This is a genomic window from Novosphingobium sp. 63-713, from assembly GCF_001898925.1.
Lineage (GTDB): Bacteria > Pseudomonadota > Alphaproteobacteria > Sphingomonadales > Sphingomonadaceae > Novosphingobium.
Window position 1 is genome coordinate 19294 of record NZ_MKVS01000019.1, and the last position, 26189, is coordinate 45482.

The 26189-nt window shown below is 62.7% G+C and carries 26 protein-coding genes; 15 read left to right on the plus strand and 11 right to left on the minus strand.

Going from position 1 to position 26189, the window contains the following annotated elements:
• Positions 1-20 precede the first annotated feature (20 nt).
• The 3 genes from BGP00_RS08390 to BGP00_RS08400 are packed head-to-tail and all read left to right on the plus strand — an operon-like array spanning position 21 to position 3150.
• Positions 21-557 carry a 2,4'-dihydroxyacetophenone dioxygenase family protein gene (locus tag BGP00_RS08390; RefSeq protein ID WP_168602030.1) on the plus strand — a complete coding sequence of 179 codons (537 nt, stop codon included), beginning with the start codon at positions 21-23 and terminating at the stop codon, positions 555-557.
• A gap of 12 nt (positions 558-569) precedes the next feature.
• Entirely contained in the window at positions 570-1577 is a 1008-nt protein-coding gene (locus tag BGP00_RS08395) for an alcohol dehydrogenase catalytic domain-containing protein (RefSeq protein ID WP_292690285.1), read from the plus strand.
• A 7-nt stretch (positions 1578-1584) separates the two neighbouring features.
• Positions 1585-3150 carry an AMP-binding protein gene (locus BGP00_RS08400; protein WP_292690287.1) on the plus strand — a complete coding sequence of 522 codons (1566 nt, stop codon included), beginning with the start codon at positions 1585-1587 and terminating at the stop codon, positions 3148-3150.
• 25 nt (positions 3151-3175) lie between these two features.
• Here BGP00_RS08400 and BGP00_RS08405 read toward each other — a convergent pair whose 3' ends face one another.
• The gene (locus BGP00_RS08405; RefSeq protein WP_292925740.1) at positions 3176-4510 is read right to left on the minus strand and encodes a methyl-accepting chemotaxis protein; all 1335 of its coding nucleotides are present in this window, start codon (positions 4508-4510) and stop codon (positions 3176-3178) included.
• Between the two features lie 152 nt (positions 4511-4662).
• Complete coding sequence (locus tag BGP00_RS08410) at positions 4663-5589, minus strand: GlxA family transcriptional regulator (protein ID WP_172249138.1); 927 nt, start codon at positions 5587-5589, stop codon at positions 4663-4665.
• 136 nt (positions 5590-5725) lie between these two features.
• Between BGP00_RS08410 and BGP00_RS08415 the strand changes: the two genes are divergently transcribed.
• From BGP00_RS08415 to BGP00_RS08425, 3 genes are read left to right on the plus strand one after another with little or no spacing between them, the layout of a single operon-like run.
• Positions 5726-6532, plus strand: coding sequence for an SDR family oxidoreductase (locus BGP00_RS08415; RefSeq protein WP_292690292.1), 807 nt, complete (start codon positions 5726-5728; stop codon positions 6530-6532).
• A gap of 38 nt (positions 6533-6570) precedes the next feature.
• A complete protein-coding gene (locus BGP00_RS08420; protein WP_292690294.1) occupies positions 6571-7335 on the plus strand; it encodes an SDR family NAD(P)-dependent oxidoreductase in 765 nt (254 codons plus the stop codon).
• A 45-nt stretch (positions 7336-7380) separates the two neighbouring features.
• A complete protein-coding gene (locus BGP00_RS08425) occupies positions 7381-7908 on the plus strand; it encodes a peroxidase-related enzyme (protein WP_292690295.1) in 528 nt (175 codons plus the stop codon).
• Between the two features lie 94 nt (positions 7909-8002).
• Here the strand turns inward: BGP00_RS08425 and BGP00_RS08430 are convergent, their stop codons facing one another.
• On the minus strand, positions 8003-8419 hold the full coding sequence (locus BGP00_RS08430) for a DUF4031 domain-containing protein (RefSeq protein ID WP_292690297.1): 417 nt from the start codon (positions 8417-8419) through the stop codon (positions 8003-8005).
• A gap of 26 nt (positions 8420-8445) precedes the next feature.
• On the opposite strand from BGP00_RS08430, the gene BGP00_RS08435 reads away from it, so the two are divergent.
• From BGP00_RS08435 to BGP00_RS08445, 3 genes are all read left to right on the plus strand, one after another.
• On the plus strand, positions 8446-9069 hold the full coding sequence (locus tag BGP00_RS08435) for a hypothetical protein (protein ID WP_292690299.1): 624 nt from the start codon (positions 8446-8448) through the stop codon (positions 9067-9069).
• Between the two features lie 168 nt (positions 9070-9237).
• On the plus strand, positions 9238-9861 hold the full coding sequence (locus BGP00_RS08440; RefSeq protein WP_292690301.1) for a PAS domain-containing protein: 624 nt from the start codon (positions 9238-9240) through the stop codon (positions 9859-9861).
• Positions 9806-10369, plus strand: coding sequence for a sensor histidine kinase (locus tag BGP00_RS08445; protein ID WP_292690800.1), 564 nt, complete (start codon positions 9806-9808; stop codon positions 10367-10369). The genes BGP00_RS08440 and BGP00_RS08445 overlap by 56 nt, the downstream gene beginning before the upstream one ends.
• 47 nt (positions 10370-10416) lie before the next feature.
• Here the strand turns inward: BGP00_RS08445 and BGP00_RS08450 are convergent, their stop codons facing one another.
• A complete protein-coding gene (locus BGP00_RS08450; protein WP_292690302.1) occupies positions 10417-11829 on the minus strand; it encodes an amidohydrolase family protein in 1413 nt (470 codons plus the stop codon).
• 2 nt (positions 11830-11831) lie between these two features.
• Positions 11832-13256, minus strand: coding sequence for an amidohydrolase family protein (locus BGP00_RS08455; protein ID WP_292690303.1), 1425 nt, complete (start codon positions 13254-13256; stop codon positions 11832-11834).
• 189 nt (positions 13257-13445) lie between these two features.
• Between BGP00_RS08455 and BGP00_RS08460 the strand changes: the two genes are divergently transcribed.
• The 3 genes from BGP00_RS08460 (at position 13446) to BGP00_RS08470 (ending at position 16532) form a co-directional block, all read left to right on the plus strand.
• Positions 13446-14765 carry an amidohydrolase family protein gene (locus BGP00_RS08460; protein WP_292690305.1) on the plus strand — a complete coding sequence of 440 codons (1320 nt, stop codon included), beginning with the start codon at positions 13446-13448 and terminating at the stop codon, positions 14763-14765.
• The gene (locus BGP00_RS08465; protein WP_292690307.1) at positions 14766-15218 is read left to right on the plus strand and encodes an Lrp/AsnC family transcriptional regulator; all 453 of its coding nucleotides are present in this window, start codon (positions 14766-14768) and stop codon (positions 15216-15218) included.
• A gap of 141 nt (positions 15219-15359) precedes the next feature.
• Positions 15360-16532, plus strand: a complete 1173-nt coding sequence (locus BGP00_RS08470) for a monodechloroaminopyrrolnitrin synthase PrnB family protein (RefSeq protein ID WP_292690308.1) — start codon at positions 15360-15362, stop codon at positions 16530-16532.
• Positions 16533-16587: 55 nt separating this feature from the next.
• Here the strand turns inward: BGP00_RS08470 and BGP00_RS08475 are convergent, their stop codons facing one another.
• Together BGP00_RS08475 and BGP00_RS08480 are read right to left on the minus strand one after the other, a co-directional pair.
• Positions 16588-17652 carry a cupin domain-containing protein gene (locus BGP00_RS08475; protein WP_292690309.1) on the minus strand — a complete coding sequence of 355 codons (1065 nt, stop codon included), beginning with the start codon at positions 17650-17652 and terminating at the stop codon, positions 16588-16590.
• A gap of 41 nt (positions 17653-17693) precedes the next feature.
• Complete coding sequence (locus BGP00_RS08480) at positions 17694-17945, minus strand: hypothetical protein (protein ID WP_292923865.1); 252 nt, start codon at positions 17943-17945, stop codon at positions 17694-17696.
• 138 nt (positions 17946-18083) lie between these two features.
• On the opposite strand from BGP00_RS08480, the gene BGP00_RS08485 reads away from it, so the two are divergent.
• Positions 18084-20471: a TonB-dependent receptor gene (locus BGP00_RS08485; protein ID WP_292690312.1), complete on the plus strand. Its 2388-nt coding sequence runs from the start codon at positions 18084-18086 to the stop codon at positions 20469-20471.
• Between the two features lie 107 nt (positions 20472-20578).
• Here the strand turns inward: BGP00_RS08485 and BGP00_RS08490 are convergent, their stop codons facing one another.
• The 3 genes from BGP00_RS08490 to BGP00_RS08500 are packed head-to-tail and all read right to left on the minus strand — an operon-like array spanning position 20579 to position 24683.
• Positions 20579-22102: a M20/M25/M40 family metallo-hydrolase gene (locus BGP00_RS08490; protein WP_292690314.1), complete on the minus strand. Its 1524-nt coding sequence runs from the start codon at positions 22100-22102 to the stop codon at positions 20579-20581.
• Between the two features lie 26 nt (positions 22103-22128).
• On the minus strand, positions 22129-23286 hold the full coding sequence (locus BGP00_RS08495) for an aminotransferase class V-fold PLP-dependent enzyme (protein ID WP_292690317.1): 1158 nt from the start codon (positions 23284-23286) through the stop codon (positions 22129-22131).
• 26 nt (positions 23287-23312) lie between these two features.
• Positions 23313-24683 carry a sodium-dependent transporter gene (locus BGP00_RS08500; protein WP_292923860.1) on the minus strand — a complete coding sequence of 457 codons (1371 nt, stop codon included), beginning with the start codon at positions 24681-24683 and terminating at the stop codon, positions 23313-23315.
• Between the two features lie 140 nt (positions 24684-24823).
• On the opposite strand from BGP00_RS08500, the gene BGP00_RS08505 reads away from it, so the two are divergent.
• Both BGP00_RS08505 and BGP00_RS08510 read left to right on the plus strand, forming a co-directional pair.
• Positions 24824-25291, plus strand: a complete 468-nt coding sequence (locus BGP00_RS08505; protein ID WP_292690321.1) for a MarR family transcriptional regulator — start codon at positions 24824-24826, stop codon at positions 25289-25291.
• A 3-nt stretch (positions 25292-25294) separates the two neighbouring features.
• Positions 25295-25702, plus strand: a complete 408-nt coding sequence (locus tag BGP00_RS08510) for a VOC family protein (protein ID WP_292690323.1) — start codon at positions 25295-25297, stop codon at positions 25700-25702.
• A gap of 72 nt (positions 25703-25774) precedes the next feature.
• Here the strand turns inward: BGP00_RS08510 and BGP00_RS08515 are convergent, their stop codons facing one another.
• Positions 25775-26131 carry a hypothetical protein gene (locus BGP00_RS08515; protein ID WP_292690325.1) on the minus strand — a complete coding sequence of 119 codons (357 nt, stop codon included), beginning with the start codon at positions 26129-26131 and terminating at the stop codon, positions 25775-25777.
• Between the last annotated feature and the right edge of the window lie 58 nt (positions 26132-26189).

Consider the following 26189-nt stretch of genomic DNA (forward strand, 5'->3'; position numbering starts at 1 on the left):
TTATAAAGGAGAGAATTGCCATGGCCGTTATGACCGCGCCGCCTTCGAACAAGGCCGCCATTGTCGATGTGAAATTCCCGCACAAGGCCCTGGTTGATCGCCTCAGCCCCGGCGGGCGCTATATCGATGCGCAGACCGATGTGGACAGCCCATGGGTGCCCTTTGGCGAACATGCCGCGATCAAGCATCTGGCCTTTGACGTGCGGCAAAACCTGTTTTCGAACATCCTGTGGGTCAAGGGGCCGGGGGTGATCGGCACCCATCTGCATCGCGGCACGATCACCATGGTCTGTCTCGAAGGCAGCGTGCGCTATCTGGAATATGACTGGACCGCCACGCCGGGCGGCCTCATCCTCGAAGTGCCGGGTGAAAGCCATACGCTGGTGACCGAGCATCCCGAAGGATGCAAGCTGTTTGGCTGGATGCAGGGGCCGATCGACTTCTTCGACGATCAGGCCAATCTGGTCGATACCGCTGATGTGTGGTGGTTCATCAACCACTATGAGACCTATTGCCGGGACAATGGCATCGCCATCAATCCCAAGCTCTACGTTTAAAGGGCTGGGCTGATGCGTGCAGTCGTGATGCAGGGGCTGCACAGGCCGCTGGCGCTCGAAACCTTGCCCGATCCCACGCCGGATGCTGGCGAGATTGTGGTCAAGGTCGGGCGCTGCGGCATTTGCGGGTCGGATCTGCATATGACGGAGGACCCTGCCTATGGCATGACCGCGGGCAGCGTTCTGGGCCATGAATTCGCGGGCGAAGTCGTGGCGCTGGGCAAGGATGTCGAGGGTTTTGCCACGGGTGACCTCGTCGCGGTCAGCCCGCTCAAAAGCTGCGGCCATTGCCCCGCCTGCGTGGCGGGTGAGGTGGCTTGGTGCGAGCATTTCGGGCTGCAGGGCGGCGGCTATGCCGAATATGCCGTCACGCGGCCCAACCAGTGCGTGCGCCTGCCCAAAACCGCCAGTCTTGCCGATGGTGCGATCATCGAGCCATTGGCCGTGGCGCTGCATGGCATCAATCTGTCGGGGATGAAGACCGGCGACAAGGTGCTGGTGCTGGGCGGCGGGCCGATCGGGCTTGCCGCCGCCTTCTGGGCGCGGCGACGCGGGGCGGGCGCGGTGGTGGTGCAGGATGTGGCCCTGTTTCAGGCCGAGCGCGCGCTGGCGATGGGGGCGACCGGCTTTGTCGCCGAACCCGACGATCCGGTCGGGGCGGCAGAGCGCGCCCTTGGCGGCAAGGCCGATGTGGTGATCGAATGCGTAGGCCGCCCCGGCCTGATCGCGCAGGCGGTTGAGCAGATCCGCCCGCGCGGCACGATCCTGCTGCTGGGCCTCTGCACCCAGCCCGACACGTTCAATTCCTTTGCCATGCTGTCGAAGGAAGTGCGGCTGGTCACCTCGGCCTTTTTCCACAGACAGGAATATGAGGCCGCCCTCGACGCCCTGTGCAGCGGGGCGCCCGAGCCGCGCCATCTCGTGTCCGACACGATTGCCTTGGCCGCCACGCCGGAGCGTTTCGAGGCGCTGCGGCGGCGCACCCATGACTGCAAGGTGCTGATCAACCCGTTTGGATAGCAGGCCCATGCGCAACATCGACTATTTCGACAAATCCGCCGGGCTCTATCCGGACCGTGCTGTACTAAAAACCGCGCAGGGCGCGATCACCTATGCCGCGATGCAGCGGATGACGCACCGTCTGGCGGGCGCCATGGCGGCGGCGGGCCTGCAGCCGCAGGAGGCGGTGGCGATCATGTCGCCCAACCATCCGGGCGTGCTGACGGCGATGCTCTCGCTGTGGCGCGCAGGGGCGGTGTGGATCCCGGTCAACACCCGCAATGCGCTGCCTGATACGATTGCCTATCTGCGCTATGTGCGCGCGGGATGGCTGTTTTATCATTCCAGCTTGTCTGCCGAGGCGCATGAGGCCGCGCGGCAAGTGCCATCGATCCGGCATCTGATCTGCCTTGATGCGCCCGATGCAGGCAATCCTTGCCTCGATGGCTTCATGCTGCCCGCCGATGCGCCGGATATGCCCGATTTGGGCAGCCCGGATGGTGGCGACCGCGAGCTATGCGCGATCATCGCCACAGGCGGCACCACCGGCCCGGCCAAAGGGGTGCGCGCGCTGAACCGCAGTTGGGGCACGATGCTGGAAAGCATCGCCATGTTGATGGCGGTTGAAGAGATACCGGTGTTCCTTGCCACCGCGCCCTTGTCCCATGCGGCAGGACCTTTCGCGCTGGCGGGGATCGCCATGGGGGCGACGATTGTGATGCTGCCCGCGTTTGACGCTCATGCGGTGATGGAGGCGATCCAGACTCATCGCGTAACCCATATGTTTCTGCCGCCCACGGCGCTTTACTCGATGCTGGCCCACCCCGATGTGCGCCACTATGACTATTCCAGCATGCGCTATTTTCTGCTCGCGGGCTCGGCCTGCAGCCCGGAAAAGCTGCGGCAGGCGGTCGAAGTCTTTGGCCCTTGCCTGTGCCAATCCTATGGACAGAGCGAATTCCATCTCATCGCCACATGGCTGCCGCCCGAAATCGTGGCCGCCGCCGCTGCCGGCGATCACCCTGAGCGGTTGGCCAGTTGCGGGCGGGCCACCATATCGGTGCGCGTCGAATTGATGAATGACGATGGCGCGTTATTGCCTGTAGGCGAGGTGGGCGAGATCGTCGGGCGCGGAGGCATCGTTTGCGACGGCTATTTTGAAATGGAGGAAGCCACCGCCGAGGTGCGCACCCATGGCTGGCATCACACCGGCGACATTGGCCGCCGCGACGAGCACGGCTTTTTCTATATCGTCGACCGCAAGAAGGACATGATCGTCACCGGCGGTTTCAACGTCTTTTGCAGCGAGGTGGAGGCGGTGGTGTCCGAAATGGCGGGTGTCCATGAATGCGCCGCCATCGGCATCCCCGATGAAAAATGGGGCGAGGCGGTCAGCGTGCTGGTGGTGGCCGATCCGGCGAAGGCGCCCGATGCCGCCGCCATCATGGCCCATTGCAAGGCGCGGCTGGGCAGCGTCAAGGCGCCCAAACATGTGTTCTTTCGTGAAAACCTGCCGCGCACCCCGGTGGGCAAATTCGACAAGAAGGCCATGCGCGCCGAGTTCTGGCAGGGCCAAAGCCGCAGCGTCAATTAGGCCGCGCTTTGATCCCTGCAGGCGATCAGGCCGCCCACCGCCTTTGGCGCTGCGCTTCGGCATGGGCGGGGCCGCCGGTCCGGAACTGCTGCAACTCGCGGATCAGCGTGTCGGACTGCTCGCTCAGCCCGCGCGCGGCGGCCGACGTCTCTTCCGACATGGCCGCATTGCTCTGGGCGATGGTGCCCATTTCCGCCACGGTCTGATTGGCCCTTTGCAGCTTGCCTGCCTGCTCATTGGTGTCGGCGGCAATGGCGTTGACCATGCCGCTGATCTCGCCCACGCCCGATGCAATGCGCGAGAGGGCATTGCCCGTTTCCATCACCAGACGGACGCCGTTTTCCACCTGAACGGCCGAACCCTGAATGCGCGATTTGATGTCCTTGGCGGCATCGGCGCTGCGCTGGGCCAAGGCGCGCACTTCGGATGCGACCACGGCAAAACCGCGCCCCGCATCGCCCGCGCGCGCGGCCTCCACCCCGGCGTTGAGCGCCAGGAGGTTGGTCTGAAACGCAATGGCGTCGATCACGCTGATGATGTCCGAAATCTCGCGCGAGGATGCTTCTAGCGCCCCCATCGCTTCGACCGCGCGCCCCACGACATCGCCCGATTGCTCGGCGCTTTTGCGCGTTTGCTCGACCATGGCATTGGCCGTCTGGGCCGAACGCGCGGCCTGCGCCATCGTGTTGCCAATTTCATGCAAGGCGTTGACGGTGGCCTCGACCTTGACCGCCTGCTGCTCGGTGCGAGAGGAGAGGTCCTGCGCCGCCCCGCCGATTTCGCTGGAGCCGGCGGCCACCATCTGCGCGGTTTTTACGACCCGCTCCATCGAGGAGCCGATGGCATCGACCGCCGCGTTGAAACTGGTGCGCAGCCCTTCGTAATCCGAACGGAAGGGCGTGGTGATCTGATAGGTCAGATTGCCCCGCGAGAGCTGTTCCAGCCCTTCGCGCAGCTGGTCGACGACCTGCGCTGTTTCGGCAAGGCTTTGCACGATGACCAGAACTTCCTGATCGCCCTCGATCCGCGTGGGCAGCAGGGTCACCAGAATGCGCTTGGTTGCGCCGGCATTGTCCAGATTGATCCATTCAAACCGGGCCGATCCGTTGGAGAAGGCTTCATGCAGCCTTTCGTTCACGCATTCGGCAACCGGGCGGCCATCCGTCTGGATCGGCGCGGAAAAGTCGACCGGCGTGCCGCCGATGATTCGGCTGCGCGGATAGCCGTAGATCTTTTCGGACGCGGCATTGCAGGCAGTGAACACGCCATTCTGAATCAGCAGCATACCATCAGGAGACTGTTCAAACATGGCTTCGGCCAGGCGCGTTTCCAGTGATGGCTTGGATGATTTTCTGAACATGGGATCTCGACCATTGATCACGATGGCCCATCTTCTGGCCCAGGCGGAATAATATAGTCCAATTCCGGCGCCTAGGAGTTTCCCCTAGCCAAATCAAAACGTCCGGGGCGGGGCGCAAAGGCGGCAAATCGGCCGTCCCTGATCGGCCGCCTCTAATCGACCCTTGCCAATCGGCGCAGGGTCTGGGGTGGCTGGCCGTATTGGCGCATGAAGGCCTCGCGCATCCGGCGCAGATCCACAAAGCCTGACTCGCGGGCGATCCGGTCCATCGGGTGGCGAGTTTCCTCGATCATCAGGCGGGCCGCTTCAAGGCGGATCTGCTCCACCGCCTTGGCGGGCGTCTGGCCGGTTTCCGCGCGAAAGGCGCGGGCAAACTGGCGGGGCGAGAGTGCGGCCACCTCGGCCAGTTCGTCCACGGTCAGTGGGTTGGCCAGATGGGCGCGGGCATGGATCAGCGCTTTCTGGATCCGGTCGCTGCTGGGCGCCAGGTCGAGCAGCTCGGAATGCTGGGACTGTCCGCCCGCGCGGCGATGATGCATGACCAGCCGCCGCGCGACGGAGGAAGCGAGGTCGCGCCCAAGGTCCTTCTCGATGAGGGCCACGGCAAGATCGAGACCGGCAGTCAGACCGGCCGAGGTCCACACCGTGCCTTCGTTGATGAAAATGCGGTCATCCTCCACCCGCACGTTGGGAAAAGTGTCGCGCATCTGTCGGGCATAGGCCCAATGGGTGGTGGCCCGCCGCCCGTCGAGCAACCCCATCTGTCCGAGCAGGAAGGCGCCGGTGCACAGGCCCGCGATCCGCCGCGATTCCCGCGCCATTGCGCGCAGCCTGTCCAGCGTGGCCTCATCCTGTTGCGGCGGCGGCTCCAGCCCGGCCATCATCAGCAAAGTGTCGATCGGCCCCACCTCGTCCAGCCTGACGGTCGGCACGGCAAAGCCGCTGGAGGATATGACCGGCCCGCCCTCCACCGATGCCATGGAAAGCGTATAATATTCCTCACCCTTCTGGGCATTGGCCAGTTCAAAGCCTGCCTGCACGCCCAGCGCCAGAAACTGGAAGCCGGGGGTGAGGACCATGGAAACATGCGGCATCGAGGCCTCCAAAACCAATGTCTGAAAAACGTAGTTTATACGTCATATCAGACATGGCGGATCACGTCCATAAGGCCCTTGTCGAGAGCGACGGCGCTCTCCCCCAGAAAGGACCCGGCCCATGACCACCACCTCATCCCACCAAGGCACCGCGCTGATCACCGGCGCTTCCACGGGTATCGGCGCCATCTATGCCGACCGCCTTGCGGCCCGCGGCCATGACCTCATCCTTGTGGCCCGCAACAAGGACAAGCTGCAGGATCTGGCCGCCCGGATTTCGGACAGGACCGGCCGCGCTGTCGAAGTGCTTGCCGCCGATCTGGGCGACAGGGCGGACCTCGCCCGCGTCGAAAAAGTGCTGCGTGAAGATGCCAGCATTACCGCGCTGGTCAACAATGCGGGGATCGGCACCCACAGCCCGCTGCTGGAAAGCGATGTCGAGCGGATGGATGCCATGGTGCAGCTCAATGTCACCGCGCTGATGCGGCTGACCTATGCCGCCGTCCCCGGCTTTGTGGCGCGCGGCGGGGGCGTGGTGATCAACATCGCCTCGATCGTGGCGCTGGCGCCCGAATTGCTCAACGGCGTCTATGGCGGCACCAAGGCTTTCGTTCATGCCTTCACCGCTTCGCTGAACCACGAAATGGCCGACAAGGGCATCCGGGCGCAGGCCGTGCTGCCGGGCGCCACGCGCACCGATTTCTGGGCGCTGGGCGGCCTGCCGGTTGAACATCTCCCCAGCGAGATCGTGATGGACGCAGCCGATATGGTCGATGCGGCGCTGGCCGGATTGGATCAGGGCGAGACCACCACCATCCCCGCCTTGCGCGATGTGAAGCTCTGGCACGCTTTTGAAGCGGCCCGCCATGCGCTCGGGCCCCAACTTTCCGCCACCCGCTCCGCCCCGCGCTTTGGACAGGCGGCCTGATCCCGCCAACCCAGTCCCCCGATCAAAGGACCGATCCCATGAAACTTACCGGCAACACCATTTTCATCACCGGCGGCACCAGCGGCATCGGTCGCGGTCTGGCCGAGGCGCTTCACAGACTTGGCAACAAGGTCATCATTTCGGGTCGGCGCGCCGCGCTGCTCGATGAAGTGACCGCGGCCAATCCCGGTATGGAGGCTATCACGCTCGACGTCACCCGGCTGGACAGCATCCAGGCCGCCGCGCAAGAATTGATCGCCAAATATCCCGACCTCAATGTCGTGTTCAACAATGCCGGTTTCATGCCCTTTGACGATGTGTCCGGCCCGATCGACGATGCGGTGGCGCAGGAACTGGTTGCCACCAACCTGCTCGGCCCTGTCCGGGTGACGGCGGCGCTGATCGAGCATCTCAAGAGCAGGCCCGAGGCCACCGTGCTCTATACCAGCAGCGTTCTAGCCTTCGTGCCGCTGGCGGGCAATGCGATCTATTCGGCCACCAAGGCGGCGATCCATTCTTTCGCCCTGTCGCAGCGCTTTCAATTGCGGAACACCAGTGTGCGGGTACAGGAAATCGCGCCGCCTTGGGTGGATACGGACCTGATCTACAAGAGCGGCGATCCGCGCGCGATGCCGCTGGCCGATTTCATCGAACAGACGCTGGTCGAATTGGCCAAGGATGATCCCGAAGTGATTGTCGATGCCGTTCGCCCGCTGCGCGACAATCCGGGGGCGGGTGAACACACGCTGTTCGAAGCCTTCAACCAGAGCCTTGCCGAAAATCCCATCCCCACCGGCGCATGAGCCGCGCCATTGCAAGTTACACCCTGAATTTGAAAGGATAATCCCATGTCACGTATCAGCGCCCCGGCCATGGATGCCGCCCCCGAGGGATCACAGGCCACCCTGCAGGCGATCAAGGCCAGGCTGGGTCAGGTGCCCAACTTCTTCCGCGTCCTGTCGAACAGCCCCGCCGTCATCACTGCCCATGCCGCCCTCAGCCAAAATCTCGGCAAGGCGCTTGATCTCAAGACGCGCGAGCGGATTGCTCTGGCCGTGGCGGCGGTCAATGGCTGCGAATATTGCGATGCCGCGCACAGCTTTACCGCCTTCACCTTCGCCAAGCTGAGCCATGACGAAATCGCCATGGCCAAGCAGGGTGATGCGCCGGAAGTCAGGGATGCCGCCGTTGTGGCCTTCGCCCGGCAGGTGGCCCACACGCGCGGCAAGGTGACGCAGGCCGATCTCGAACCGTTGCGCGCGGCCGGTTTCACCGAGGCGCAGATTATCGAAATCGTGGCCACGGTGGCGGAGAATTTCTTCACCAACCTGATCAACAATGTGGCCGGAACGCAGGTCGATTTCCCCGCAATCTGAATGTTCCGCCGGTTTTTAGGCCATGGCAAGGCATCGTGCGACCCGCTCGTGCGATGTCTTGGCGCATAAGGGTCATTGTGTCCCCAGATCCCGCTTACCAGTCCCAGACCTGCGGGAAACCCTGCTCGGCCAGCCATGCCGGAACGTGGACCGCCGGGGCAAAGCCACGGCCCGGATCGGCAAGGGCCCGGATGCGCCGCAACTTGTCGGGCCTGCCCTGAATGATCGCGGCCATGGCAACAGTCTGATACCTGTCGCAAATGACCGCGCCCATATCTATCGCAATGGCGCGGCGCGCCTGATCCAGATCGTAATGGGGCCAGGATACGCGCATGGTCAAAGGGTCCTGAAACCACCGTTGCTCGATGCCGATCCTTTCGGCCATGGCGTGCAACTGGTCCAGATTCGGCGAGAACATATGGCACATCAACCGCCCGCGCAGGGTGTGAATGGCGCTGTCGACATAGACACTCATGGCATCACCGGCGGTTGCACTGTCATTCCCGTCCATCTAGTCTGGGCTCCGGAGGCCAGAGCATGTCCGACCATCCTTGGCTGATTGCCGCTTTCGACCGGCTGAATATTCCCGGCGATATCCGCGCGCTGATCATCGACCATCATAGCGAACCGCATCGCTACTACCATACGCTTCGCCATATCGATCTTATGCTGCGCCAGATTCCGGCCGAGCATCCTTTCGCGTCCGAAATGGCGGCGGCGGCGCTGTTTCATGACATTATTTATGACCCGACCCGCTCCGACAATGAGGAAAGATCACTGGCCCTGTTCGAGTCCGTTGCAGACAAATGCGCACCGCCGCCGCTCGACAGATCATTGGTTTCAGCGATGATCATGGCAACCAAGAGCCACCATTTCCGGCAGGAACGCAAGGTCGAGGATGAAGCGGTCAATCTTCTCCTCAAGGCCGATCTGAGCATTCTGTGGCATTCCGATCCTGCTGTCTATGCATGGTATGCGGCGGGCGTCCGCAAGGAATATGCCTTCGTGCCCGAGGATCCGTTCCGCGCGGCGCGGGTGAAAATATTGACCGGGCTTGGCGATGATCTGCTTCAGAGCCGCCAACTGACCGTGGCAGAGGCCAAAATGCTGGAGCGCAATATCGGGTGGGAGTTGGGCACAAGCAACTTTGGCCCTGGCTGATTGCTTCTCAGCACCGCCCATGACTGCCCTTGATTATTGCCGAAAATCATCCTGATGCCAATAGCGGGGCGGGCAATGAATTTGCTGCGATATGTTTGCAAAAAATCGCATGTTCTCTGAGGATGTTTAGGTTATCATGCCAATGTAAAACCCCTTAAGGAAAAAGTCATGGGGCATCGTTCCGGCTTTGAAGTTGAAAATATTTCGGGCCGCTTGTCTAAGCGCAGCAGCTTATTGCTCCGTATTTCTACGAGCAACAATCCCGATGAATGGCTGGAGCAGATCATCCAGCATACCGACCGCCAGGACGATATTTTCATCGAACTTATCAACCGATGCCCCTTTGGCATCTATGTGATTGATGAGAACATGTGCATCCTTGCCATGAACGAGCGTTCGCAAGACGGCGCCTTCCGCAATGTCCGCCCCGTGATCGGCCGCCCCTTTCGCGAAGCCATGCATATTCTGTGGCCCCCCGAAACGGCGGAGGAAATCATCGGCCGGTTTCGCCATACGCTGGAAACGGGCGAACCCTATCTTTCGCGCAATTTCGTGCGGAACAGGAACGATGTGGATGATGTGGAAGGCTATGAGTGGGAATTGCACCGGGTGCGCCTGCCGGATGATCAGTTGGGCGTGATTTGCTATTATTATGATTCAACCGAACTTCGCGCCGCGCGCTCTGGCCGACAGTGCGCGCCGCCAGCAATTGCTGATCGAGGAACTGAACCACCGCGTGAAAAACACGCTGGCGGTCGTCCAGGCTCTGGCGCGCCAGACCTTTGGGCTTGAGGCGGCATCAGCCGCCCAGCATGAGACGTTCAGCCGCCGCCTTGTCGCGCTGGCCCGCGCGCATGATTCCCTGACGCAGACCCATTGGGAACATGCCACGCTGGCCGATGTTATTGCGGGATCTGTCGAATCCTGCGGCGTTTCCGATCAGGCGCAGGCCAGCGGTCCACAGGTCTTGCTGGACCCGAGGGCGGCGGTCACTTTTGCTCTGGCCCTGCATGAACTCTGCACCAACGCGATCAAATATGGCGCGCTTTCCCGCCCGAACGGCAGCGTGACCATCGCCTGGGAATGGATTGGAGGCCAATTGCATTTCGTCTGGACAGAGGCGGGCGGTCCACAGGTTTCTCCGCCCGAGAAATATGGATTCGGCACCAGAATGCTGGAGCGGGCATTGGCGGGTGATCTGGAGGCCGATGTCGATCTCGATTACGCGGCCGAGGGTCTGGTCTGCACCATCAAGGCGAACAGCGGCGCCCTGTGCCGTCTTGGCAAGGAGCCGTCGTAATCGCCGGTGAGGCCGCCCGACGGGGCGGCGCTCGCCTTTGACGCTTTTTACCGCAAGGGGCGCCGCAGTCCCCGCCTGCCGCCGGGCAGGGGCAGCTTGTCCTCATCGACCAGCACGCCCTGTTTGATCACCGCGACGATGGCCTTGGCATTGTTGATGTCCCGCGCCGGATCGGCCGAGAGCAACACCGCATCGGCCAGTTTCCCGCACTCGATACTGCCCAGATCCGCCGCCCGGCCCAACAGCATCGCGCCATTGAGCGTGGCCATGCGCAGGATCGCGGCGGGTGCTATGCCCTGCTGTTGCAGCAGTTCCATCTCGCGATGCACGGCCGGGCCCAGCGACTGATCGGTGCCGATCGCCACCACGCCGCCTGCCTCATAGACCTTGCGAATATTCTCGGCCGCCACCGGCGTCATCAGCTTCATCCACCATGTCCATCCCCGCGCCTTCCACGCGGGCAGGGTTTCCTTGCGCAGGGTCTCGATTTCCTGCGGCGAAAGTGTGGCCTGATAAAGCGGCTGATCGAGATATTCGGGATGTTCGACCAACCGGCTGTAGCCATCGCCAATTGTCAGCGTGGTGGCAAAGGGCGTCTTTTTCGCCCCCATTTCTCGGGCAAAACCTTCGCTGATCGGCGCCTGAATGACGGGATGGGCCAGGGCATCGGCCCCCACCGAAAGCGCCTCGACCGAGCGGATTTCGTTGGAGGTGTGGATCACCGTGCGTACCCCGTGGCGATTGGCCTCCACAATGATCTGCTGCATCAGCGGCAGCGGCATCAGGGACACCATCGGGCGCGTGCCCCAGCCATGTTCCTCATAGGTGATCTTGACGATATCGGGCTTTTGCTCGCGCAGATAGGCGAGGAATTTGGGCCGATCCGCAGGCCAGTCGGCGATCCGCACCGCCACCGCATCGGCATGGCTGCCCGGATAGGTCACCAGATTGCCGGTGGCCATGATATGCGGCGCGGCGATCTTGCCCGCGCGTTCCTCGGCGCGCAGGCGCAGGATATAGGGCGCATAATTGCCCGCATCGAACAGCGTCGTCACGCCCGAATAGAGATAGCCCGCCAGCACGCCCACGCCCATCTCATGGGCCTTTTCCAGCTCGGCGGCGGAATAGGTCGGCTGGATAGGCAGGTCGTTTTCATCAAGCGGCGCCTCGGCCGCCGGATTGGCGTTGGAGGGCAGGCGGATATGAGCATGCGTTTCGATCAGGCCGGGGATCAGGAATTGCCCCTTGGCATCCATATGCCGACCCGATGCGCGCGGGGCCGAGGCGGTGGGAGCGATAAAGGTAAAGCGGCCCTTGTCGATCCCCACGCTCATATCGGCGCGGGCAGGCGTGCCTGTGCCGTCGAGCAAGGTCACATGGTCGATAATCAGATCCTCGGCCCGCGCCGGAGCGGAGGCCAGCGCGGCGGCCATGGCCATGACGGATAGAAACGCACGCATATTCACTCTCCCTGCGCGATGCCTGATTGTTTGAAAATAATGCCGTCGCGCATCACGAAACGGACATTGAGAACCTGCGCAATGTCGCGGATCGGATCGCCGCCCAGCGCGATCACATCGGCCAGCATCCCCGGCGCAATCCGCCCGCGATCCTTCAGGCCCATGGCGGCGGCGGCATTGACCGTGCCGGTTTTCAGCGCCTCCATCGGGCTCATCCCGACCGCGACATATTCGATCATCTCGCGCCCGTTGGTGCCATGGGGCGAAATGCCCGAATCCGTGCCCAGCGCAATCGGAACCCCCAGCCGCACCGCCATGCGCGCCAGCTTCTTGGGCTGATCGCCCAGCAGCAGCATCTTGGCCATCGAGTTTTCGTTGAGATTGCGGAACGGGCCAGCGCGCACCTTGTCCGGCGTATCGCCCACCCAGTCGATGGGCCAGACCGTGGGCACCAGCCATGTGCCCCGCGCCTTCATCGCCTTGAGGCTTTCCTCATCCGCCCACATCGCATGTTCGATACTGTCATAGCCTGCGCGCACGGCGGCATCGATGCCTTCCTTGCCATGGGCATGGGTGGTCACTTTGCGGCCCATCGAATGCGCGGTCCAGGCGATGGCCTGCAATTCGGCATCGGTGAATTGCTGGCCGGTGCCGGTGTCCGAACTGTCGGTGACGCCGCCGGTCACATGGACCTTGATGACATCGGCCCCCGCGCGGATCGCCTCGCGGGTGGCGCGCATGCAATCATCGGCGCCGTTGCAGGTGTTGCCGCGATCGGCCGCCGCCAACAAAGCCTTGCGCAGGCCATGGACATCGGCATGGCCGTTGGTGGGGCTGATCCCGGCGCCTGCGGCCAGGATATGCGGCCCGGCGACGATCCCGACCCGCACCGCATCGCGCAAGGGATAGATCGCCCCATCCGCCGCGCCCAGATCGCGCACCGTGGTAAAGCCCGCCATCAGCGTTGCCCGCGCATTGCGCGCGCCGTTGAGGGCAAAGAACCCATCCTCTTCACGCAGGGCAGCATCGGGCATATGCCCGGCGATGCCGCCGCTGGTCAGATGGACATGGACATCCATGAAGCCGGGCATCACGAATTGATCCTTGAGATCAATCACCTCGGTATTGGCGGGCAGGCCAAGCGTGGCGGCCTCGGGCCATCCGGGGTGGATAGCGGTAATCCGTCCATCCGCGCCTATCACCAGCGTGCTTTGCCCCCGCACCGCCTCACCCGGCACGGCCAGCAAGGCCCCGGCGCGCAGCAGGCGCAGGCGGCTATGTTCGGCTTCGGGTTGGGCCGGGGCGCCCGGCGTGGCCAGAGCGGCCTGCGCGGCGGGCGACAGGGCGCTTTGGGCCAGCGCATAGGGCGCCATCGCCGCGCCGCAGAGCAGGCCGGACAGCATAGCCCATCGAAGCAGGTTTGGCATGATTGACCTCATAAGGTGGGAGTGGGCGGATGGAAGGGCGGAAAGCAGCCTGGAGCAATTCGCTCTTTAACGTATGCAAAATCATATGATATAATTCATGCTGACGCAAGTTTCAGCGATAGCGTTCGATCAAAATTGCGCTATCATGACGATGCGGGCAGGCCATCGCCGCCGGGGGAAAGGGAATTTATGCGTAAAGTGGCAGGACGGGCTTTGGCGGCAACATTTCTGGCATCCGCGCTGATGTCTGCCCCGGCCCATGCGGGCGATGTGGTGGTCCATGCCGGGCGGCTGATCGATGGCGCTGGCGATGCGGTGCGCGAGAAAGTCTCGATCCTGATCCATGATGATCGCATCACCGGGATCGAGGCGGGTTTCATTACCCGTCCCGGCGCGGCGGTGGTCGATCTGTCGGACAAGACGGTGCTGCCCGGCCTCATCGACACGCATGACCATATCACCCATGGTTTCCACCCCGGCGACCCGATCCGCAACGCCGTGACGCGCAGCGATTTCCAGCACGCCATCGACGCGACCGCCTATGCCCGCGCCACCTTGCTGGCGGGATTTACCTCGGTGCGCGATTGCGGGGGCGAGACGGCGGTGGTCGTGGCATTAAAGCGCGGAATCAACGAAGGCGCCGTGCCCGGTCCGCGCCTGTGGGTGGCGGGATCGGCGCTGGGGCCGACGGGCGGGCATGGCGACGGGGCCAACGGGCTGAACCCGGAAATCGCGGAAATTCCGCATATTGCCGACAATCTGGTCGATGGGGCCGATGATGCGCGCCGCACCGTGCGCCGGTTGCATCGCGAAGGGGTGGATCTGATCAAGATCATGCCTTCGGGCGGGGTGATGTCGATTGGCGACAATCCCGACTGGCAATTGATGAGCGACGATGAAATCAAGGCGGTGGTGGAAACCGCCCATGCGCTGGGGATGAAGGTGGCGGCCCATGCCCATGGCAAGCAGGCGATCGACCATGCCATTACGTTGGGCGTCGATTCGATCGAGCATGGATCGTTTGGCGATGCGGGCAGCTATAAGCTCTACAAGCAATATGGCACCTATCTGGTGCCCACGATGCTGGTGGGCGACAAGGTCTATCAGCGGGCCAAGACCCACCCTGAACAGCTCAATCCCTCGACCGCCGACAAGGCTTTGCATGTCGCGCCGGTGCTACGCAAGAACCTTCATGACGCCTATCTGGCGGGGGTGAAGATCGCCTTTGGCACCGACACTTTCGGCATGTCGGCCCATGGCGAGAACGCGCAGGAATTTGCGCTGATGGTCGAGGCCGGGATGAAGCCGATGGACGCGATCCGCGCCGCCACCGGGGTTGCCGCCGAATTGCTGGGCAGCAAGGATGTGGGCCGCGTTGAGGCGGGGCGTTTTGCCGATCTGGTGGCGGTTGATGGCGATCCGTTGCAGGATGTGCGGCGGCTGGAAAAGGTTTCCTTCGTCATGAAGGGCGGTGCCGTGGTGAAGCAATCGGGCAAGAGCACACTGTAAATGGACAGGTTCGACCGCGCCATCCTGGGCGCGCTGGAGCGCGATGCCCGCCAGTCCTTCGCCGATTTGGCGCAGGAGGTGGGCATGTCCAAGACGCCCTGCTGGAACCGGGTGCAGGGGCTGGAGGCGTCGGGCGCGATCCTTGGTTATCGCGCGATGGTCGAGCCGGAAGCGGTGGGGCTGACGCTGGACGCCTTTGTGCAGGTGTCGGTCAGCTTTGCCGACCATGCCGCGTTCGAGGCGGCGGCCTGCGAGCATCCCAGTGTGATTGCCTGTTATACCACGGCGGGCGATGCGGATTATCTGCTGCATGTGATGGCGCGCGATGTGGCCCATCTGGACGGATTGCTGCGCGGGCAATTGCGCCGGATGCCGGGGGTGGAGCGGTTCAACACCACCATCGGCATGAAGCGGATCAAGCGGGCGGGCGCGGTGATGGCGGCGGCGGAATAGAGTTCCTTGGTGGCCCTTTGGCGTTGTGATCTATTTTGCGCAAGGGCGCTGTGGCGGGAAATCAGGAACCCTTTTCCGGATATGCTGGAATAGGATGTTGCGGTTCACTTCTTGCCGGAGCTTTGCGCCATGCCCCCCGCCATGTCCCCTGATGTCGCCCTCAACCAATGGATCCGCCACGATTTCGCCGCGATCAACACCGCGCTGGAGGAACTCTATTTCGCGCAAGGCGACCGCGCGCAGGTCGAGGGCATAGGCGGCGAGCTGAAAGAGGAACTGGTGCGCCGGGGCGAGGAATTGCTGGCCCCCCTGCTGGCCGAGGGGCGGACGCATGACGGGTTTGACGGCGCGCTCGAATTGCTGGGCGATGTGGGCATGTATCTGGGGGCGCTGCGCCGCCACGAACTGACCAACCCGGACCGCGAGACTACCTCGCCCTTTGCCACGGCCAGCGCGCTGGCGCTGCATGTGGGCGTGTCGATCGGTATGGCGCCGCGTTTCGCCACCGCGCATCTGGCCACGCATAATCGCGCGGTGGGCGGATTGCGGCGCAGTTTTACCACTTTGCACGACGAATTCCTGTTCATCGATGAAAACACGCGCGGCATTTTCGGCCTGCAAAGCGCGGCCTATGCGCTGACCCGTCTGGTGCCGCTGGGCGCGAGCAGCCCGGTGGCCGATGTGCTGTTTGCCGAGGCAGAAAGAGCGCTGAAAGGCGTGGCGGCGTGCAATGCGCGCTTGTTTGAAACGCTTGACATTGATCGCTTTTTCTATTGCGTCCGACCCTATTACAAACCCTATCGCGTGGGGCGGCAGGTCTATCGCGGGGCCAATGCGGGCGATTTTGCCGGGATCAATGAGATCGACCTGATGCTGGGCCTGTGCCGGGCCAGCGATCCCTATTACGCGCAATTGCTGCATGAAAAGCTGCCCTATATGCTTCCGGCCGAACAATTGCGCCTGCGTGAGTGTATGAGCCGCCGCTCGATCCTCGATCAATTGCTCGATCATGTGGAGACAGACCGCGATGCGCCTTGGTTCGTGGCCAATGTGCGGGCCTTTCTGGGGGTGTGCGATGCGTTTGGCGCGATTGCGGCCCAGCATCACGATCAGTTGGTCAGCCGTTTCGTGGCCGGTCCTGCGCAGACAATGGCGCCGGGCCATATGCAGGGCATCACCGCCAGCGGGCCGCCGCTGGAGGCTTTGCTGCGTTCGCTGGAGATCCTGCGCGATCTGCGCATGGCCGCGCCGCGCGGCGATATTGCCAGCAGGCATGAGGATATGGCGCGTCTCCGCGCCGCCATCGGCGCGTAAAGAGAAGGGGAGCCGTCACGCTCCCCTTGCTCCTCCTGCGAATACCCGGTCGGAGTTATTCGTAATTGATGCCCGGATTGGTGCCGGGATGGATCAGGCCCAGCACGTCGAGCCCTTCATCGCATGTGCATTGCAGCGAATGGCGGATCTTGCGCGGGAAGAAGATGACATCGCCGCCCTTGACCGGGGCGCGGAAATCATCGTTCCAGATGACCCCGGTGCCCGAGATGATGATAAGCGCTTCCTCGTAAAGGTGGCGGTGCATTTCGGCCTTGGAGCGCGGGATATGGCCGATGAATTGCGCGGTGTTGCGCAACCCGTGGCGATCGTCGAGCAGCACCTGGAAATAGCGCGGGCCCATGGCCTGCCGCGCGGCTTCGTCGATCAGCGCGATGCGTTCGGGACAGGTTTCGTCAAAGGCGTCGCCCATGGCCGCCCGCTCGGACAGGCTGTTGCCGCCGGGGCATTCCGAGACATAGACGGCCAGTGGGCTGGAGGCGGTCAGACGGAAGCCCTCGCCGCGGCGGATATAGACGCCGCAGGGGCCATCGAGGGGAAAGCTGCGCCCCTCGATTTCGACCGTGCCCGCGCCATGCCGCACCCACAGCACCACATCGCCCACATCCGAGGCGAGCACCGGCGAGGAACCGGAGGGCAGCGTCAGATAGAATTGCGACTGATATTGCGCCCCGGTGTCGGGCGCGACCAGTCGGGCCAGCGCATAAACATCGCCCATCGCGGGCGGCGAAACCACATAGCAGGGCGTGTTGAGGCGGGCGAAGCCTTCGGCATCGGCCTCGACCAGCGTGGTGTTCTGCGGCTCTTCCTCGTCCTTGTATCCGCCAGGCAGGTTCGAATGTTCGCCATCGCAGAAGGGGCCGGTTTTCGTCTGCTTGCATCCGCACAGCAGCACTTCCTCTGCTTCCTTGGCCACATATTCGATGGGTTCGAACCCGGTGCCCTCGTGCGAAACGCTGTCGCAGAAAGGCTGGCGCTTGGAGAGGCCGCAGGCGCACCATTTGATCTTCTGCCCGGCGCGCAATTCGCGGTAATAGGGTTTGCGACTGGCAATATGAGCCTTGCGGGCGGGGCAGGTGTCAGCGGCTTTGCACTCGGTCACAGCAGACTTCCTTGATTGATGCGGGTCGGGGGTTGTTCCGTCTAAAACATGAAAACGGATATATATCCTGATGCAATTTGCGGCAAGTCCGAATCGCTATCACCCCCGGCTTTCCGCCATTTTTCCATGCTGCGGCGCAGCGAAACCGCCAAAATCATGGCAAGGGGCAAAATTGCGTAGGCGATGTAAAATAGTGTCATATGCAAGTTAAATGGCGGAATTGCGCGCCTTTGCCCGGCCCGCCAATCCTGCAAAACCGGGCAATTTGCCAAGCTGGTAAAATGCTGCGTCATGCGCCAGTTGATTTCATATGATTTTGCATTCAATGATGGCGTCACATCCCGGCAAGACCCCGATTGGCCGACCAACAGCACAAACCATCAGCCAAAAGGGCCGGGCCAGACCAATCCATAACCCATCAAGGGGGGAACATGAGACCTGCCACTTTCTCGCGTCTGACCGCTCTGCTCTGCACCTCCGCCAGCCTTCTGGCGCTTGCCCCGATGAGCGCCCATGCGCAAAGCGCTGAGGCTGCCTCGGCCCCCGGCGAAATCGTGGTCAGCGCCCAGCGCCGCAATGAATCGCTCTCCAAGGTTCCCATCAGCATCGCGGCCTTCAGCGGCAAGGATCTGGAAAAGACCGGCATCACCGACGTGTCGGAACTGTCGAAAGCGACCCCCGGCTTCCACGTCAGCCCCGGCGCGACGATCGGTGGCGGCAATAATATCTCGATCCGCGGCGTTTCCACCACGCAAGGCGCGGCCACGGTCGGCATCTATATTGACGACGTGCCCACCCAAAGCCGCGCCAACAACTGGACCCAGCCGGTCAGCCCCAGCCTGTTCGACCTTGAACGCGTCGAAGTGCTGCGCGGCCCGCAGGGCACGCTTTACGGCGCCAGCTCGGAAGGCGGCACGGTCCGTTTCATCACCACCGCGCCCAGCCTGAGCCAGTGGAGCGGCAAGGCGGTTGGCGAGGTCAACTTCAACGCCAATGGCGGCATCGGCTATGAAACCGGCGTTGCCCTGGGCGGCCCGCTGATCGCCGACAAATTGGGCATCCGCGTCTCGGTCGACAATCGCCGCGACGGCGGTTTCGTCGATCAGATGTCGCGCACCCAGACCGGCAAGGTTTTGAACAGCAACATCAACAGCACCGACAATACCTCGCTGCGCGTGGCGCTGACCTATGCGCCCAATGACAAGCTGACCATCACGCCCTTCTTCAATTATCAGCGCCTTCACGGCAATGACAACGGGTTGATCTGGTCGGGCGTCTGGCCCACCTCGGGCAAGTACCAGAGCTTTGAACAGATCGGCACGCCCTATACGGACGAGATCAAGATCGGCAGCCTGAAGATGGCCTACAATTTCGGCGGAGCCACGCTGACGTCGATCACCTCGGGCAACTGGCGCGATCTGTCGCGCGTGGACGATTACACACAGGTGGCTGCCTATAACATCTTTGGCGCCAGCAAGACGGCGGCCTTCATGGCGGCCAATCCCAATTTCGGCTCGCCCCAATCGACCGCCACCAAGCAGACCCTGTTCACACAGGAAATCCGCCTGACCACCAATGACCAGACCGCGCCGATCTATGGCACGGTGGGCGTGTTCCTTTCCACGTCAAAACAGTCGCTGCTTCAGGTCGAATGGGGCGATGCCAATGCGTCCTATCCCGCGGCGGTCTATTTCCTGCAGGGCGGTGCCTTGGTGCCGGGCAATGCGTTCAATTACAATGTGAACAGCGGTCCCTATTCGGCGGGCGGCATTCTGGCCAGCAAGTATCAAGTGGAAATCGACCGTCAGGCCTCGGCTTTCGCCGATGCGACATGGAACGTAACGAGCAAGCTGAAGATCAATGCAGGCGTTCGCGTGGCGCGCCAGAGCTATTCGTTCCAATATATCGGCAATGGCTATTTCCAGGGCGGGGTCCAGATCCTGCCTCTGACCTCGACTAAATCGACGCCGATCAATCCCAAGTTCAACATCTCGTGGCAGACCAATCCCAACCTGCTGCTCTATGCCACGGCCGCCAAGGGCAACCGTGCAGGCGGGGCCAACCGTCCGATCCCGGCCGCGCGCTGCGCCGCCGATATTGCCCAGAACGGCAGCATCCCCCAGACCTATGGCGATGACAGCGTGTGGAGCTTTGAAGGCGGCATGAAGGGCCGCTTCATGGGCGGCAAGCTGTCGGTTTCGGGCAGCGGCTTCTATCTGAAGTGGCACAATGTTCAGCAGAACCTGTCGCTTTCGAACTGCTCGTTCAGCTATGTCGGCAATTTCGGGGACGCGACCAGCAAGGGCTTCGACCTGTCGGTTTCCGCGCGCCCGACCACATGGGCCACGATCAGCGGCAATGTTGGCTATACCAAGGCCACGCTGGACCAGAACGTCACCGGCACCGCCAATGCCGGCACGGGCGTCGCCCCGGTTTTGGCCACAAAGGGCAGCGCCTTGTCCTTCGTGCCGGACTGGACGGCGGATGTGGCGCTCGATCTCAACCATCCGCTGCCGTGGTATGGGCTGAACGGCTCGCTGCGCGTCGATTATCAGTATGCGGGCCAATATACGCGCACCCCGGCGCTGGGTTCGACCCTGTATAATGCCATCAATTTTCAGGGCGATGCCTATGAACTAGTCAATCTGCGCGCGGGTGTGGCGAAGGACGCATGGACCTTCTCGGTCTTTGCCAAGAACCTGACCAATGCCTATCCCACGCTGTACAAAAGCTCGCAGTCGGGTGCGGCCAATATCTTCCTGATGACCTCGACGCTGGCGCCGCGCACCATTGGCGCCAATTTCACCTATCGCTGGTAAGGATAAGGGAAAGGGGGCGTTTCGCCTCCTTCCCTGCGCCGCAGGACAGGTAACAAAAAGGGCGAGGGGGACATATCCCGCTCGCCCTTTTTGTCGTTCCGGCGCGATTACGGCTTGCGCGAAATCAGCGAAACGAGGCTGTGAACGCCTTGCGCATAATTGCCCAGCCGTAGGTTTTCATTGGCGGCATGTTGGTTGTCGTCCAGATTGACCAGCGGCAGGATCACCACCGGGGCCTTCAATTCGCGCACCAGAGGCTCGGTCGGCACGCCGCCGCCCATCAGCGGGATTACCACCGGATCGCCGCCGAAACTGTCCTTCAATCCCCCGATCAGCCAGCGCCCCATCGGCTGCGCCGGATCGGTGAACAAAGCCTTGGAAAAGCTGCCGCCCTTGATCGTCGCCAGCAGGGGATAGCGCGCGCGATCCTCAGGCGTTGGCGCGCCGTCGATCAGGTGAAAGCCCATGGCCTCGGCCTGCGCGCGGATGAGGGCGAATTCATGGTCGAAGCTGACGCCGGGCACCGTGCGCAGATCGAGTGCCGCGCTGGCATCCGCCGGGATGATCGAGCGGTCTAGCACGCCGCCCGAACCCGCAAACAGGCCCACCAGATTGAGCGTGGGCACCGCCATCGCCTCGCGATAGTTGGCCACGAAGCCCTCCGCCTTGGCCACGCCCGCGCGTTTCAACAGGCCCGCCTCGTCATCCTCGACCGGATAGGCTTTCACCGCCGCCTTGAACGCCGGGTCGATGCCATCGTAATAGCCCGGCAATGTCACTTTACCGTCGGCATCCTTGAAACTGGCGATCAGGCGGGTCAGATTTTGCGCCGGATTGGGCACGACATTGCCGTAATGGCCCGAATGCATCGCCTCGGACGGGCCATAGACCTTGATGGTCAGCCCGCCGCCGCCGCGATGGCCAAAGATCACCGTGGGCTTGTTGCTGGCGTGCATCGGCCCGTCCAGCATCACCACGACATCGCCGGTAAGATCGGCGCGATTGTCGGCCACCACCTTGGCCAGAGTGGGCGGGCCGCCTTCCTCATGTGAATCCGCGATGAAGCGGATGTTGACGGCAGGCTTGCGGCCCGACGCCTTCATTGCGTCCACCGCCGCGATCAGCATCATGATCGGAGCCTTGTCATCGGCGGCGGAGCGGGCAAACAGGCGCGCGTCCGATTGCGGCCCGGCCTGCGCGCTCAGTTGGTCGAGCGGCAGCGTGGCGCAAGTGTCCATATTGGCGCAGGCGCGCAAAACGGGCGTAAAGGGATCGGCCTGTTTCCACTCCTTGGGATTGACCGGCTGCCCGTCCATATGGGCATAGAACAGCACCGTGGGCGCCTTTGCTCCGGCGCCTGCCCATTCGCCCCACACCATCGGCGTTTCGCCATCGGGCAATTGCCGCGCCTTCCAGCCATGGGCCTTCAATTTGGCCTCCAGCCACGCGGCATTGGCGCGAATATCGGCGCTGGATTTGGGCGTGACATTGGGCAGGCGCAGAAATTCCACCAATTCGCCAAGCGTGGCGGTGGTGGCCTTGGTTTCGGCGGGCGTGATCGGCCCGGCCAAGGCGCTGCCCGCCATCAGGACCAGCGGGATGGCAAGAAGCGAGCGATGAAATTTGATCATTTTCAGCAATTTCCTCAAGCCAGCCTTCAAGCCAACAGGGCGCGGTTGGCCAGCAGAGCATCCACAAAGCGATCCACATCGGCAAGCGTATTGTAGAAATGGAACCCCGCGCGCAGCCGCCCATCGCGGCAGGAGGTGATCACATCGCGCTCGGCCAGAGCGGCCACCAGAGCATTGTCATCTTGCGCCACCACGGTCAGCAAAGGCCCGCGTCGCGCCGGATCGGTGGGCGAGTTCGTGGCGATGCCCTCCTGCGCCAGACGGGTGATGGCGAGCGCTGTCAATTGCCCGATCCAGTCGCCCACGGCGGGCAAGCCGACCTCGCCCAGAACCTTCAGCCCCGCCGCGCAGGCAATCGCGCTGGGGACAGGGGGCGTGCCTGCTTCGAAGCGGCGGGCGGTGGGGCTGGGGGTGTTGGCGAAAATGTCCATCGCGTTGATGTCGGCCTGCGCAAACCAACCGCTGGTGCGCGGGGTCAGGTGGGCGGTGGAACTGGCGCTGGCATAGAGAAAACCTGCGCCTGCCGTGCCCAGCAGATATTTGAGGAAGCCGCCGACATAGAAATCGACGCCCAGATCGGCGGGGCGGATCTGTTGCGTGCCGATAATCTGATAGCCATCGAGGATGACCAGCGCGCCCAATTCATGTGCGCGCGCCATCACGGCGCGAATATCCGCGTCGGGAATGCGCCCGCCATGGCGATAGCAGACATGTGAGAGCGCCACGATAGCGGTCTGCTCGTCAATCGCGCTCAACAGCGCGTCGAGCGGGATCAGGCCGTCTTCCGCTTCGGCGACATGGACGATCTGCGCGCCCGCCTTTTCCTGTGCGTGCCAGATTTGGGCGCTGGTGGGAAAATCGAAATTGGTCACCACGATCTTGGGCCGCGCGGCATAATCGAGCGAGGAGGCCACCGCATTGATCCCTGCCGAGGCCGACGCCGTGATCGCCACCTCATCGCCCGCCACGCCCAGCATCGCGGCCATGGCCTCGCGCAGCCCTTCATTGGCCATCACCCATCCGCCCCAGTCGGCGCCGACCTCTTCGCGCCGGTCGAGATAGGAATCGAAAGCCGCCCGCACCCCGCGCGCCAGCAGGCCATAAGAGCCGGAATTGAAATAGGCGAGGCGCGGCAGCGAGGGGAACTGGCTGCGCAGGGCGTCAAGATCAAAGGAAGGGGTCACGCGATAGTCTCCGAATAAAGGGCGGATCAGCGGCTGAGCTGCGAGATCATCAGCACCAGAATGGACAGCGGCACGATGACCGCGGTGAACAGCCGCCACACTTTGTGCAGCGCCGGGGGGAGGGTGGTTTCGGACGCGCTGAGGCGGCGGCGCAGCGCGTATCCGGCAAAGAGCGCGATCAGCAGCGCGTTGATCGGCAGGAGAAACTCGCTGATCCCATGGTCGAGCGCATCGAAGAAAGTCTTGCCGCCAAAGCCGGGGATGAAGGCGAGGGGATGGACATCTTTAAGCGTGCTGAAAGACAGCAGCGAGGGCAGGCCCACCATCCAGATCGCCAGACCCGTGCCATAGGCCACCAGCGGGCGCGGCCATTGCTTGCGCTCCAGCCAATAGGCCGCGACCGGTTCGAGCATGCCCACCGCCGTGGTAAAAGCCCCCAGCGTAATCAGGCCAAAGAACAGCGCGGCGATGAATTGCCCGCCCGGCATCGCGCCAAAGGCAACCGGCAGCGTGACGAAGATCAGGTTCGGCCCCTCGGCAGGGGTAAGCCCATGGGCCAGCACGATAGGAAAGATCGCCAGACCCGCCAGCAGCGACACGGCCACCACCGATCCGGCCACCACGCCCGCCGATTTGGGCACCGAAACGCCAGCGGGCAGATAGGCGGCATAGGTCATCAGCACGCCCGCGCCGATGGCGGTGGAAAACAGCGCCTGCCCCATCGCGGTCAGCAGGCTGGCGGGCGTCAGGCGGGCAAAATCGGGCGCGATCAGGAAATCGACCGCAGGCCCCAGACCCACCGTGATTGCATTATACAGCACCAGCCCGATCAGAACGGTGAACATCGCCACCATCTTGATGCGCGACACGATCTCGATCCCGCGCTGAACGCCAAGGGCGACCACCGTGGCTGTGCCCATGATGAAGGTGAACTGCATCGCCCCCTGTCGCCATGGCGATCCGATCAGCGTTTCGAACAGGTGGCGCGAGGCCCCGGCATCGGTCCCGGCAAAACCCTGCGCGACGGCCACGCGCGTGTAATCGAGCGACCAGCCAGCCACCACGCTGTAATAGCTCAGACCAAAGAAGGGGACGGCAAGGCTGAGCCAGCCTACCACGCGCCAGAAGGGCGAGGCGTTCTCTTCGGCCACCAGCCGACGGACCGATCCGACCACGCTGCCCATGCCCGCTTTGCCAAGGCTCATTTCGGCGATCATCAAAGGCACGCAGAGCGCCGCGATGAACAGCATATAGACCAGTACAAAGGCTCCGCCGCCATTGGCCCCGGCCACATAGGGAAAGCGCCAGAGGCTGCCCAGCCCGATGGCCGCCGCGGCCGTTGCCAGCACGAATCCAAGGTTGGAGGTCCACAGGTCCTTGTTATTTTGGCTGCTCATCATTGTCCCCATGGCGCTTTGCGGGGGCGGCGCCATTCATATTCATAATCATATACATTCTGAAATGAATTGTGCAATATGGAGTCACCGGATGGAAATCCTCGCCAAATTGCGTAAAGGAGCCAGGGGGAGCCTTATCTATGAACCCTGATATGACCGATGAGACACAGGCCGATGGCAATGGATGGCTGGGAGATTTCCTGCCATATCAGATCTATCGCGTCAGCAGCCTGATGAACATCCGCCTGAGCGGGCGGCTGAAGGCCAGCGGGATCAACCTCTCGCAATGGCGCGTGCTGTCGGTTTTGCGATCGCAGGGGCAGATGTCGATGTCGCAGATTGTCGATCGCACCTTGATGGAGCAGCCCACGATCAGCCGCGTCATCAGCCAGTTGCACAATGACGGGATGGTCGAACGCGAGATTTCGCCCGAGGATTCGCGCGTGGCGCTGGTGTCGCTGAGCGAGCGGGGGCGCGAATTGTTCGACGAGATCGCGGTTTCGGCGGTGCGGCATCAGAAAATTGCGCTCGACGGGGTCAGCAAGGCCGACATTACCGCATTGCGCCGCGCCCTGTCGCAGATTGAGGCGAATATCAGCGAGGTTTGATTGATGGCCGACAGCGCAACCGATTCTGGCGAGCCGCATCCCCATATCGGCGGGGCCTATACGATCTTTTATTATGACGATCTGGGCGCGGCCGCGGATTGGTATGCCAATGTGCTGGGCCTGACGCGGATGCTGTCGGCGCCGGGGCTGGAGATTTTTCGCCTGGGCGGTTCGTCCTGCGTTGCGCTGGTGGGCGCGGGCCACGGCAGCCAGATGCCGGTGCGCGAGGCGAACAAGGGCGTGATCCTCTCGCTGGAAACCGAGGATCTGGAAGGCTGGCACGCTCGCCTGTTCCGTATGGGCGTGGCGGGCGCGGGCGAAGGGCTGCAGACCGGAGTCGACGGGCGCACGCTGGAGTTCAAGGTGCGTGATCCGGGCGGTTATTGCGTCGAATTTTTTGAGTGGATCTGATCGTCGGCACGCCTAAGGCCGGTTGAGAGGGGGGGCGACCATGCCTCCTCCCAACCGGCCCATCAAGCGCCCTTAGCGGGCGGCCTGCCCACCGCGTGCTGCCTGAATGGCGGCGTGAAATTCGTCCTTGGTCATGTTGATCATCAATCCCTTTTCGCCCGGCGCCAGCGAGGCGATGGGAATGGTGACCTTCCCCTGCGTGGTGGTGACAACGACGTTCTTGTCGTTCTCTTCCGAAATTGTACCGACCTGTTCGCCGATCTTGTCATAGATATTGTCGCCAATATTAGGCGTAACGGCATGACTGGTCGTGTCCGCTGCGGCAGAATCAGTAGGATCCTGTGAAGTCTGCGGAACGTTTTGGGCATGAATTGCATAGGGCGCTGCAGCAATAAAGGTCGCAGCGAGGATGAATTTAAGTTTTTTCATGGCATAATCTCCGGTTTCCTCCCGGTGTCATTCCATTTATTGTCTATGGGTCGAGATA

Excerpts from the sequence above, each read along its gene's own strand:
- BGP00_RS08405 (WP_292925740.1), bottom strand. The coding sequence starts at position 4,510 with ATGTTCAGAAAATCATCCAAGCCATCACTGGAAACGCGCCTGGCCGAA.
- BGP00_RS08400 (WP_292690287.1), top strand. The coding sequence starts at position 1,585 with ATGCGCAACATCGACTATTTCGACAAATCCGCCGGGCTCTATCCGGAC.
- BGP00_RS08390 (WP_168602030.1), top strand. The coding sequence starts at position 21 with ATGGCCGTTATGACCGCGCCGCCTTCGAACAAGGCCGCCATTGTCGAT.
- BGP00_RS08420 (WP_292690294.1), top strand. The coding sequence starts at position 6,571 with ATGAAACTTACCGGCAACACCATTTTCATCACCGGCGGCACCAGCGGC.
- BGP00_RS08490 (WP_292690314.1), bottom strand. The coding sequence starts at position 22,102 with ATGATCAAATTTCATCGCTCGCTTCTTGCCATCCCGCTGGTCCTGATG.
- BGP00_RS08440 (WP_292690301.1), top strand. The coding sequence starts at position 9,238 with ATGGGGCATCGTTCCGGCTTTGAAGTTGAAAATATTTCGGGCCGCTTG.
- BGP00_RS08500 (WP_292923860.1), bottom strand. The coding sequence starts at position 24,683 with ATGAGCAGCCAAAATAACAAGGACCTGTGGACCTCCAACCTTGGATTC.
- BGP00_RS08410 (WP_172249138.1), bottom strand. The coding sequence starts at position 5,589 with ATGGTCCTCACCCCCGGCTTCCAGTTTCTGGCGCTGGGCGTGCAGGCA.
- BGP00_RS08515 (WP_292690325.1), bottom strand. The coding sequence starts at position 26,131 with ATGAAAAAACTTAAATTCATCCTCGCTGCGACCTTTATTGCTGCAGCG.
- BGP00_RS08455 (WP_292690303.1), bottom strand. The coding sequence starts at position 13,256 with ATGCCAAACCTGCTTCGATGGGCTATGCTGTCCGGCCTGCTCTGCGGC.
- BGP00_RS08465 (WP_292690307.1), top strand. The coding sequence starts at position 14,766 with ATGGACAGGTTCGACCGCGCCATCCTGGGCGCGCTGGAGCGCGATGCC.
- BGP00_RS08510 (WP_292690323.1), top strand. The coding sequence starts at position 25,295 with ATGGCCGACAGCGCAACCGATTCTGGCGAGCCGCATCCCCATATCGGC.
- BGP00_RS08485 (WP_292690312.1), top strand. The coding sequence starts at position 18,084 with ATGAGACCTGCCACTTTCTCGCGTCTGACCGCTCTGCTCTGCACCTCC.
- BGP00_RS08460 (WP_292690305.1), top strand. The coding sequence starts at position 13,446 with ATGCGTAAAGTGGCAGGACGGGCTTTGGCGGCAACATTTCTGGCATCC.
- BGP00_RS08435 (WP_292690299.1), top strand. The coding sequence starts at position 8,446 with ATGTCCGACCATCCTTGGCTGATTGCCGCTTTCGACCGGCTGAATATT.
- BGP00_RS08415 (WP_292690292.1), top strand. The coding sequence starts at position 5,726 with ATGACCACCACCTCATCCCACCAAGGCACCGCGCTGATCACCGGCGCT.
- BGP00_RS08430 (WP_292690297.1), bottom strand. The coding sequence starts at position 8,419 with ATGGACGGGAATGACAGTGCAACCGCCGGTGATGCCATGAGTGTCTAT.
- BGP00_RS08470 (WP_292690308.1), top strand. The coding sequence starts at position 15,360 with ATGTCCCCTGATGTCGCCCTCAACCAATGGATCCGCCACGATTTCGCC.
- BGP00_RS08450 (WP_292690302.1), bottom strand. The coding sequence starts at position 11,829 with ATGCGTGCGTTTCTATCCGTCATGGCCATGGCCGCCGCGCTGGCCTCC.
- BGP00_RS08505 (WP_292690321.1), top strand. The coding sequence starts at position 24,824 with ATGAACCCTGATATGACCGATGAGACACAGGCCGATGGCAATGGATGG.
- BGP00_RS08425 (WP_292690295.1), top strand. The coding sequence starts at position 7,381 with ATGTCACGTATCAGCGCCCCGGCCATGGATGCCGCCCCCGAGGGATCA.
- BGP00_RS08480 (WP_292923865.1), bottom strand. The coding sequence starts at position 17,945 with ATGACGCAGCATTTTACCAGCTTGGCAAATTGCCCGGTTTTGCAGGAT.
- BGP00_RS08395 (WP_292690285.1), top strand. The coding sequence starts at position 570 with ATGCGTGCAGTCGTGATGCAGGGGCTGCACAGGCCGCTGGCGCTCGAA.